The 9,165-nt window shown below is 72.7% G+C and carries 12 protein-coding genes; 3 read left to right on the top strand and 9 right to left on the bottom strand.

Translation table 11 applies throughout. The features are described 5' to 3' along the window. The 3 genes from ABZ877_RS17030 to ABZ877_RS17020 all read right to left on the bottom strand — a co-directional run. The coding region (locus ABZ877_RS17030; protein ID WP_361071077.1) for a hypothetical protein at nucleotides 1-292 on the bottom strand (292 nt) is incomplete at its 3' end. Nucleotides 293-331: 39 nt separating this feature from the next. Continuing rightward, on the bottom strand, nucleotides 332-886 hold the full coding sequence (locus tag ABZ877_RS17025; protein ID WP_361071074.1) for a DoxX family protein: 555 nt from the start codon (nucleotides 884-886) through the stop codon (nucleotides 332-334). A 65-nt stretch (nucleotides 887-951) separates the two neighbouring features. Then, the gene (locus ABZ877_RS17020; protein ID WP_361071071.1) at nucleotides 952-1,149 is read right to left on the bottom strand and encodes a hypothetical protein; all 198 of its coding nucleotides are present in this window, start codon (nucleotides 1,147-1,149) and stop codon (nucleotides 952-954) included. Nucleotides 1,150-1,414: 265 nt separating this feature from the next. On the opposite strand from ABZ877_RS17020, the gene ABZ877_RS17015 reads away from it, so the two are divergent. Next, the gene (locus tag ABZ877_RS17015) at nucleotides 1,415-2,239 is read left to right on the top strand and encodes an aldo/keto reductase (protein ID WP_361071068.1); all 825 of its coding nucleotides are present in this window, start codon (nucleotides 1,415-1,417) and stop codon (nucleotides 2,237-2,239) included. A gap of 13 nt (nucleotides 2,240-2,252) precedes the next feature. Here ABZ877_RS17015 and ABZ877_RS17010 read toward each other — a convergent pair whose 3' ends face one another. Continuing rightward, on the bottom strand, nucleotides 2,253-3,008 hold the full coding sequence (locus tag ABZ877_RS17010; protein ID WP_361071065.1) for an SDR family oxidoreductase: 756 nt from the start codon (nucleotides 3,006-3,008) through the stop codon (nucleotides 2,253-2,255). 16 nt (nucleotides 3,009-3,024) lie between these two features. Then, nucleotides 3,025-3,681, bottom strand: a complete 657-nt coding sequence (locus ABZ877_RS17005; protein WP_361071062.1) for a maleylpyruvate isomerase N-terminal domain-containing protein — start codon at nucleotides 3,679-3,681, stop codon at nucleotides 3,025-3,027. Between the two features lie 228 nt (nucleotides 3,682-3,909). Between ABZ877_RS17005 and ABZ877_RS17000 the strand changes: the two genes are divergently transcribed. Then, the gene (locus tag ABZ877_RS17000; protein WP_361071059.1) at nucleotides 3,910-5,274 is read left to right on the top strand and encodes an FAD-dependent oxidoreductase; all 1,365 of its coding nucleotides are present in this window, start codon (nucleotides 3,910-3,912) and stop codon (nucleotides 5,272-5,274) included. A 108-nt stretch (nucleotides 5,275-5,382) separates the two neighbouring features. On the opposite strand, the gene ABZ877_RS16995 is transcribed toward ABZ877_RS17000, so the two are convergent. Together ABZ877_RS16995 and msrA are read right to left on the bottom strand one after the other, a co-directional pair. Next, nucleotides 5,383-5,793 (bottom strand): hypothetical protein, encoded by a 411-nt coding sequence (locus ABZ877_RS16995; protein ID WP_361071056.1) that lies wholly within the window; start codon nucleotides 5,791-5,793, stop codon nucleotides 5,383-5,385. A gap of 64 nt (nucleotides 5,794-5,857) precedes the next feature. Further along, nucleotides 5,858-6,379 (bottom strand): peptide-methionine (S)-S-oxide reductase MsrA, encoded by a 522-nt coding sequence (gene msrA, locus ABZ877_RS16990; protein ID WP_361071054.1) that lies wholly within the window; start codon nucleotides 6,377-6,379, stop codon nucleotides 5,858-5,860. Between the two features lie 222 nt (nucleotides 6,380-6,601). Here msrA and ABZ877_RS16985 point away from each other — a divergent pair, with 222 nt between their 5' ends. Next, complete coding sequence (locus ABZ877_RS16985; RefSeq protein ID WP_361071051.1) at nucleotides 6,602-6,829, top strand: CopG family transcriptional regulator; 228 nt, start codon at nucleotides 6,602-6,604, stop codon at nucleotides 6,827-6,829. Between the two features lie 15 nt (nucleotides 6,830-6,844). Here the strand turns inward: ABZ877_RS16985 and ABZ877_RS16980 are convergent, their stop codons facing one another. Together ABZ877_RS16980 and ABZ877_RS16975 are read right to left on the bottom strand one after the other, a co-directional pair. After that, entirely contained in the window at nucleotides 6,845-7,042 is a 198-nt protein-coding gene (locus tag ABZ877_RS16980) for a hypothetical protein (RefSeq protein ID WP_361071049.1), read from the bottom strand. A gap of 56 nt (nucleotides 7,043-7,098) precedes the next feature. After that, on the bottom strand, nucleotides 7,099-9,165 hold the full coding sequence (locus ABZ877_RS16975; RefSeq protein ID WP_361071046.1) for an iron ABC transporter permease: 2,067 nt from the start codon (nucleotides 9,163-9,165) through the stop codon (nucleotides 7,099-7,101).

Here is a 9,165-nt window from a genome sequence, read left to right as displayed (position 1 = left end):
GGCCTCGGCCGAACGACTGAGCTACCGATCCGGCGGCCCTGCACCGGCGTGGAGCGCGCCCGGCGATCGCCCGCCTCCCTTGCTCGACACGTCCGCCCGCGCCCGCGGTCACCTCCAGGCGCATGCTGAAGGTGTTGTCGTCGTTGACGGTGAGGAGGTCGAGGTCCTCCTCGCGGCCCAGCTCCGTCTGGTTCGGGTCGACGGGCCGCAGGCGTTCGGCGATGTCGGCCCTGGCCCGGGCGTCCGCCTCCCGCAGGAAGGTGCCCGGGATGGTGATGACAAATGTGGTCACGAGAGGGTCCTCCGTTTCTCGGCGCTTGTCGGCGCCGCCTCACAGATGCTCGGCGACGGCCTTCCGGGCGTTCGACGGGAGCACGCGGACGGCGTCGGACGCGCCGCGCAGGGTCCCCGCGGCGTCCCGCCCCGCCCGCCGCGCGGACTTGCGTCCGCTCGCCACGGCGCCGCGCGCCCGGTAGGCGACCGACGGCTTCCCGTGCGTGTCCGCGGCGGCGATGAGCAGGCCGCCGATCAGGGAGAGGTTCTTCATGAACTGCGTCCGCTGCAGCGCGCGCTTCTCGGGGTCCTTCTCCTTCCACCAGGCGTGTCCCGCGAGCGTCGTCGGCACGAGCGAACCGGCGAGCGCGAGCGAGGCGACGCGCGGCATCCTGCCCGCCGCGAGCAGCAGCCCGGCTCCGACCTGCACCGCGGCGTTGATCCTGACGAGCTCCTCGGGATCCTCCGGCAGGGGCGGGACGCGTCGCGCGACGGGCGTCGCCACCGGCTCGGCGGCGGGCGCGACCCGCGCCGGGTCGCGCAGCGTGGTCAGCCCGCTGGTCACGAAGACCGAAGCGAGCATCGGACGTGCGGCTTTCCTCAGTACGGTCATGCCCGCACGTGTTCCCCGGCTCGCCGCGCTCAGTCCGCGACCGTACCCGTCGGGAGCAACGGCGGTCAGGCCGCGGTGGCGTGATGTCCGGACGGCGGCGTCCGGTCGCGGCTCGCGCGCCGTCCGACGGGGACGAGGCGCGGATGGCGTACGCGCCGGCCGGTCGCCGGACGCGTCTCCTCGTTGAGCAGGTCCTCGATCCGGTCCATGGCGATCATCAGGAGCCCCATGACCGGCAAGAGCAAAAGAGCGACAACCAGCATCGGCAGCGTCCTCCTCGCGGCGTCCTGTCCCGACTGCCCCTGAGGGGTGCGCCCAGCGTCCCGGCGATACGAGGACTCCGCAACGGCACTTTCACGGCGTTCGTCCCGACCGGCCGCGTCTCGGCCACCCGAACGGTCCGCGCTCGTACGCCACTACCTGCGTTTGCATTTAACCCGCGTGCGCAACTATTGTTTCCGCTCGTAAGGCGCTCGCGCATCAACCGCGCGGCGCGACCGCACGGCACGTAAGGCAAGGGACGCACACATGTCCACCCTCCCCACCGTCACCCTCAACAACGGCGTCACCATGCCGCAGCTCGGCTTCGGCGTCTTCCAGGTGCCCGACGACGAGACCACCGCCGCCGTGGCCACCGCCCTCGAAGCGGGCTACCGCAGCATCGACACCGCCGCGATCTACGGCAACGAGCGCGGCGTGGGCCGGGCGCTCGCCGAGTCCGGGATCGCCCGCGAAGAGCTGTTCGTCACGACCAAGCTGTGGAACGCCGACCAGGGCTACGACACCACCCTCGCCGCCTTCGACGCCTCCCTCGACAAGCTCGGCCTCGACCACGTCGACCTGTACCTGATCCACTGGCCGACCCCGGCCCGCGACCTCTACGCCGACACCTGGCGCGCCCTGGAGAAGCTGTACGCCGACGGCCGCGCCCGCGCCATCGGCGTCTCCAACTTCCAACCCGCCCACCTGGAGCGCCTCCTCGCCGAGGGCTCGGTCGTCCCGGCCGTCAACCAGATCGAGCTGCACCCCGGGCTCCAGCAGCGCGAACTGCGCGACTTCCACGCGCGGCACGGCATCGTCACCGAGGCGTGGAGCCCGCTCGCCCAGGGCGCCGTCCTCAAGGACGAGGCGGTCACCGCGATCGCCGCGCGCCACGGCAAGAGCCCGGCCCAGGTCGTCCTGCGCTGGCACCTCCAGATCGGCAACGTGGTCATCCCCAAGTCGGTCACCGAGACCCGCATCCGCGAGAACCTCGACGTCTTCGACTTCGAGCTGTCCGCCGACGAGCTGGCCGCGCTCGCCGCCACCGACCGCGGCCTGCGCACGGGCCCGGACCCGGACACCCTGAACTGAGCCCGGCGAGGCGTCAGCCGAGCGTGTGGCCGCCGTTGACCCGTATGCGCTCGCCGGTGACGAACGCCGCCCCCGGCGAGGCGAGGTAGGAGACGGCGGCGGCCACGTCTTCGGGGTCGCCCATGCGGCGCAGCGGGACCGCCGCGGCGTAGGCGGCCAGCGCTTCGGCGGGCGCGCCCGCGTGCCGCTCGACCGGGATCCAGCCCGGCGCGACGGTGTTGACGGTGATCCCGTCGGGGCCGAGCGCGCGGGCCCAGACCTCGGTGAGGCTGTGCTGTGCGGCCTTCGCGGCGGTGTACGCGGACATCTCGGGGAGTACGCGTTCGAGCACGTCGGAGCCGATCTGCACGATGCGGCCGCCGCCGCGCTCCCGCATGGCGGGAACGACCGCCTGCATCAGCAGGGTGGGGCTCTTGACGAAGAAGGTGAGCTGGTCGAGGTGGTCCTGCCAGGTCACCGTCGTCGGGTCGGCCTCGGGCTGCGGCCCGGTGGCGTTGACGACGAGGGTGGTGACGGGGCCGAGCCGGTCGGTGACGTCGGCCACCAGCCGCGTCACCGCGGCCTCGTCCGTCACGTCGGCGGCGAACGCCTCCGCGGTGCCGCCCTTCGCGCGGATGTCCGCCACCACGGCATCCGCCGCCTCCGTGCCCGAGCGGTAGACGACCGCGACCGGGTGCCCGTCGTCCGCGAGGCGGCGGGCGATCACGGCGCCGAGGCCGCGCGACGAGCCGGTGATCAAGGCCGTACCAGGGGTTTCTGCGTGTGTCATGGCGTCAACGTAGGGCTCAGCCGAGCACGAGGGGAAGCCGCCCGGCGAACTCGCCCAGCGCCGTCGTCTGCTCCGCCGTCGGCGCCCGGCGCCCCGTCCCGACCAGCAGGGCGTCGGTGTCGGTGAACGAGGCCGGGAACGCGGCACCGGCGATCGTCTCCAGCGCTGCGCGCGCCACCGCGAGCGTCTCGGCGGGCGGCCGCGGGGCTGCGGGCAGGTGGGCGATCAGGTCCAGGTGGTGCAGGGTCCACTCCAGGACGTACGCGGACAGGTAGTCGCCGACGGTCAGCACCTTGTCCTGGGTCGTGACCAGGGCGGCGGGGTCGGCGAGCGCGGCGGCGCGCCCGGCGGCGGAGCCGACGTCGTCGAGGTGGAAGGCGAGCAGGCGCGGATCGCCGTACGCGGCGGCGAGGCGCGGGATCAGCGCGTCCAGGGGGTCGTCGCCGGACGGCGGCTCGGAGAGGAGGTCCCAGTACCCGGCGGCGTCGACGGTGGCCTCGCCCTCCGCGGGCGTGACCAGGGTGATCAGCACGTCCTGGGCGTCGATGACCAGGTGGCACACCAGGTCCCGGACGAGCCACCCGGCGCAGCCGGACGGTCGCGCGTAGTCCGCGTCGGCGAGGTCCGCGACGGCCGCGCGCAGGGCCGCCCATGCGGTGATGAAGGGGTCCACGGAGGGCACGGTAGGGGCACCGGACGAGCCCGTACAAGCACATACCGGCGCCCGTACAAGCACATGCCGACGCCCTTACAAGCTCACGCCGGACAGCCCCAAAGCGGCGCTATGACATCCCATAACCGCGGCTTATGAGCCCATAGACCGGACCCGCCTGCCAACTAAGGCTCGCCTTACCTTAAGATCAGTGGTGTACTCACGCTTTCCTTCGAAGGGAACCTGCACATGCCTCGCCCCCTGCGGGTCGCCATTGTCGGAGCGGGCCCCGCCGGCATCTACGCCGCCGACGCTCTGCTGAAGTCCGCAGTGGCCACCGAACCCGGCGTGTCCATCGACCTGTTCGAGCGCATGCCCGCCCCCTTCGGTCTCATCCGCTACGGCGTGGCGCCCGACCACCCGCGCATCAAGGGCATCGTCACCGCCCTGCACCAGGTCCTCGACAAGCCGCAGATCCGCCTCTTCGGCAACGTCGACTACCCGCGCGACATCGACCTGGACGACCTGCGCAGCTTCTACGACGCCGTCGTCTTCTCGACCGGCGCCACCGCCGACCGCCACCTCGACATCCCCGGCATCGACCTCGACGGCTCCTACGGCGCCGCCGACTTCGTCTCCTGGTACGACGGCCACCCGGACGTGCCCCGCACCTGGCCGCTGGACGCGGAGAAGGTCGCCGTCCTCGGCGTCGGCAACGTCGCCCTCGACGTCGCCCGCATCCTCGCCAAGACCGCCGAGGAGCTCCTGCCGACCGAGATCCCGCCGAACGTGCACGAGGGCCTGAAGGCCAACAAAGCGCGCGAGATCCACGTCTTCGGCCGCCGCGGGCCCGCGCAGGCCAAGTTCAGCCCCATGGAGCTGCGCGAGCTGGACCACTCGCCCACCATCGAGGTCATCGTCAACCCCGAGGACATCGACTACGACGAGGGCTCCATCGCCACGCGCCGCGCCAACAAGCAGGCCGACATGGTCGCCAAGACCCTGGAGAACTGGGCGATCCGCGACATCGGCGAGCGCCCGCACAAGCTGTTCCTGCACTTCTTCGAGTCGCCCACCGAGATCCTCGGCGAGGACGGCAAGGTCACCGGGCTGCGCACCGAGCGCACCGAGCTGGACGGCACCGGCGGCGTCAAGGGCACCGGGAACTTCACCGACTGGGACGTCACCGCCGTCTACCGCGCGGTCGGCTACCTCTCCGACGAGCTGCCCAAGCTGCCCTGGGACGTGGCCACCGGCACCGTCCCGGACGAGGGCGGCCGCGTCATCCAGGAGTCCGGCGAGCACCTGCAGTCCACCTACGTCACCGGCTGGATCCGGCGCGGCCCGATCGGCCTGATCGGCCACACCAAGGGCGACGCCAACGAGACGGTCGCCAACCTCCTGGAGGACTTCGAGGGCGGCCGGCTGCACACCCCCGCCTCGCCCGACCCGGAGGCCGTCGAGGCGTTCCTGGGCGAGCGCGGTGTCCGCTACACCACCTGGGACGGCTGGTACAAGCTCGACGCGGCCGAGAAGGCGCTCGGCGAGCCGCAGTCCCGCGAGCGCGTGAAGATCGTCGAGCGTGAGGCGATGCTCGACGCCAGTGGCGCCTGACCCGGCGCGCTGAACAGGGAGAAGGCCCCTGCCGCATGGTGCGGCAGGGGCCTTCTCGTCGTTCCGGAGCCGACGCTTCAAAGGCGACGCTTCGGAGGCGACGGTGTCTCAGACCGGCTCGTCGAACGGTGTCACCCGGTGGTACGCGGCCCGCGCGTGCAGCACCCGGCCCGCGACCGTCCCCACGACCGCCGCCGCGAGCAGGCACGCCATCCAGCCCGGATCGCGGTGCCCGGCCCACGACAGCTCACCGGCGGGCTCGGTGCCGAGGACGTTCAGGGACGTCCAGCACAGCAGCGCGGTGCCGGGGGCCGCGATGAAGCGGCCCCGCAGGCCGAGGAGCGCCGCGAGCAGCATGAGCACCAGCAGCGCGAGGCCCGTACGGTCGAGGAAGCCGAGCACGTCGAGCAGGACGACGAGCGCGAAGGCGCCCAGGTAGGCGGCGGTCCATATGAGAGGGGTCGCCCACGGTTCCGGGACCTGCCGGACGCTCCGCCCGATCGGTCTCCACTCCACCATCACCGGCTCCCTCCCGCCCGCCCCGTCCACCGCAGCACGCTACCGCCCGTCGCGGTGTACGGGGTCAGCCGGTGGCCGAGTCCGCGCGCTTCGGCAGCTTCCAGTTCGGGCGGGGGAAGTGGCAGGTGTAGCCGTTCGGGTAGCGCACCAGGTAGTCCTGGTGCTCCGGCTCGGCCTCCCAGAAGTCACCGAGCGGCTGCACCTCGGTGACCACCTTGCCCGGCCAGAGGCCGCTCGCGTCGACGTCGGCGATGGTGTCCTCGGCGACGGCCCGCTGCGCCTCGTCGGCGTAGAAGATGGCCGAGCGGTAGCTGCGGCCGATGTCGTTGCCCTGGCGGTCCCGGGTCGTCGGGTCGTGGATCTGGAAGAAGAACTCCAGCAGATCCCGGTAGCTGGTCACGGACGGATCGAAGATGATCTCGATCGACTCGGCGTGGTCGCCGTGGTTGCGGTAGGTGGCGTTGGGGGTGTCACCGCCGCTATAGCCCACGCGCGTGGAGACCACTCCGGGCTGCTTGCGGATCAGGTCCTCCATGCCCCAGAAGCAGCCTCCGGCCAGCACAGCCCTCTCGGTTCCCACGGTCATGCGAAACTCCTGCCCAGATCGGTGGTGACGGCCCGTTCTCGCTGTTCGGACCACAGCAGCTTCAACGCACGACGGCCCCGGCGGATTCCCTTCCACAACCGGCCCGGAGAACATGCCGCGCAGGCCGCTCCCCGGCGCGCGGTGCATATGTGGTGCATCTCAGGTGCGATTGTGGTTCACTCGGACATCCGGTCCGCGACTCTGCCCACGAGGGAGCCCACCATGGCAGGACACCCCGATCACCCGCCCAGCGAGCGTTTCTCCGTCACCCTTGCGCCGCCCGCCGTCGTCGCCGTCAACGAGTTGGCCGAGACCGGCGGCGTCAGCAAGGCGGACGTCATCAACCGTGCCGTGCTGCTGCTCGGCTTCGTGGAGCGTGAGCGTGCCAAGGGGCACGAGCTCATGATCCGCGGGACGGACGGTGAGCTGGAACGCCTCCACATCCTCTGATCGTTCGCGGGGCGCTCAGTCGTCCGCGCCGGGCAGCCGGGTGTCCCCGTCCGACCAGTGGTTGATCCAGCCGCACCCGCCGCAGGCGTAGCGGCCGTTGATGCCCGCGACGACGGTTCCGCAGCCTCCGCACTGCTTCTCCGTGACCTGCTGCCCGGCCAGGAACTCCGCGGCAGCGGCCGCCGTCTCCACGTTCCGATCATGCGCGTCCATGGCGCGCCCCTACCCCGCGGGGCGCGCCTCAACAATCTTCGACCATCCCCCGCGCCCTACCTCCGGCTGCGTACCAGCAGGTACACGAAGTACGGCGTCCCGATGACGGCCGTCATCAACCCCGCGCCCAACTGCGCCGGCGCGATGACCGTACGGCCGAGCAGGTCGGAGGCGCACACCAGGGTCGCGCCGAGCAGCATCGCGACGGGGACGACCCTGACGTGCCTGCGGCCCACGAGGGCGCGTGCCGCGTGCGGGGCGACGAGGCCGACGAAGCCGATCGTGCCCGCGGCGGCGACGGCCGTGGCGGCGAGGAGCACGCTGAGGACGAGGAAGCCGAGCCGGCCACGCGCGAGGTCGAGGCCGAGCAGGCGCGGCGTGTCCTCGTCGAGGGAGACCAGGTCGAGCTCCCGGCGCCGGGCGACCGCGACGGCGGTGGCGATGACGAGGACCGCCGCCACCGGGAGCACGTCGGTACCGTCCCGACCGTACGTCGAACCCGACAGCCAGATCAGGGCCTTGGTGGCGCTGAACCGGTCGGTGAGCACGATGAGGAGGCTGATCAGCGCGGTCGTGCCGGTGGCGACGCCCATGCCGATGAGGACCAGCCTGCTCTGCTGGAACCCGCCCTTCGCCGCGAGCCCGAACACGAGGGCCGAGCTGAGCGCGGCGCCCGCGAGCGCCGCGCCCGCGACGGCCCAGGCCCCGGCACCCGGCGCGGTGGTGACGAGCAGGACGGCGCCGAGCCCCGCGCCGCCGGAGACGCCGAGGGTGCCGGGTTCGGCGAGCGGGTTGCGGCTGACGGACTGCACGAGGGTGCCGGAGAGGGCGAGCGCCGCGCCCGCGGTGAGGGCGGCCAGGACGCGCGGCACCCGGGTGTCGAGGACGAAGCCGACGGCCTGCCCCGCCTGTCCGGTCAGCCAGTTGGTGACATCGCCCAGGAGGAGCGTGTTGTCGCCGACGAGGACCCCTGCGACCGTCACGCCGACGAGGACGGCCACGAGCACGAGCACGGTGAGGGTGAACGCGGTCCGGCTCGGGATGCGCAGGTGCTCCTGCGCGGCGGCGGCGTCGCCGTCCCGCATCCGTACGGCGATGACGACGAGGAAGACGGCGCCGATGACACTGGTGACGACGCCGGTCGGTACGGTCACGGCGGTCTCGGCGGAGGTCACGGTGCGCAGCAGCACGTCGGCGCCGAGCACGAGCCCCGCGCCGACGAGCCCGGCGACGGGGATCCGCAGCCGGTGTCGTACGAACGGACGGACGCGGCGCGCGAGCGGACGGACGAGGGCCGGTGCGCACAGGCCGACGAAGCCGATGGGCCCGGCGAGCGTGACGGACGCCGCCGAGAGCAGCGCGGCGAGGACGACGGCGGTCACGCGGGTGGAGCGGACGGGGACGCCCAGGCCGCGCGCCGCCTCGTCGCCGAGGGCGAGGGCGTCGACGCGCCGGGCGAGGAAGAGGAGGGCGGTCAGGGCGGCGAGCACGACCGGGGCCATGCGGACGACGCCGCTGAACCCGTTCTGGCCGATGCTGCCCTGGGCCCACTGGTAGAGGCCGTCGGTGGACTCGGGGAAGAGCAGGAGCAGCGCCTCGACGACGGCGTTGAGGCCGAGGGTCAGCGCGCTGCCCGCGAGGACGAGCCGGACGGACCCTGCGCCGCGTCCGGCGAGGCCGAGGACGACGGCGGCCGCCGCGAGGCCGCCGAGGAACGCGACCGATGACGACGCGAGCAGCGGCAGGCTGACGCCGGTCACGGTGAGCACGCCGAGGGCGAGGTAGGAACCGGCGTTGACGGCGAGGGTGTCGGGCGCGGCGAGCACATTGCGGCTCACGGCCTGGAGGACGGCGCCGGCCGCGCCGAGCGCGACGCCGACGAGGACCCCGGCGGCCATGCGCGGCAGCCGGGAGGCGACGACCACGGAGGCGTCGCCCTCCTCGGCGTGGCCGGTGAGCGCCTTCCACACCTGGCTCGCGCCGACGGAGGCGGTGCCCTGGGTGATGTCGACGACGGCGAGCGCGGCGACGACCAGGAGGAGCCCGACCGTCACCGCGACCGCGCCCGTGGGGGACGGGGCCGTGCGCTCGGGCGTGGCGGCGGGGGTTGCGGTGACGGTCAT

This window comes from Streptomyces sp. NPDC046939, from assembly GCF_040644575.1.
In the GTDB taxonomy this organism is placed as follows: Bacteria; Actinomycetota; Actinomycetes; order Streptomycetales; family Streptomycetaceae; genus Streptomyces.
The sequence above is the reverse complement of the archived record's forward strand: the minus strand, read 5'-3'. Positions and strand labels throughout refer to the sequence as shown.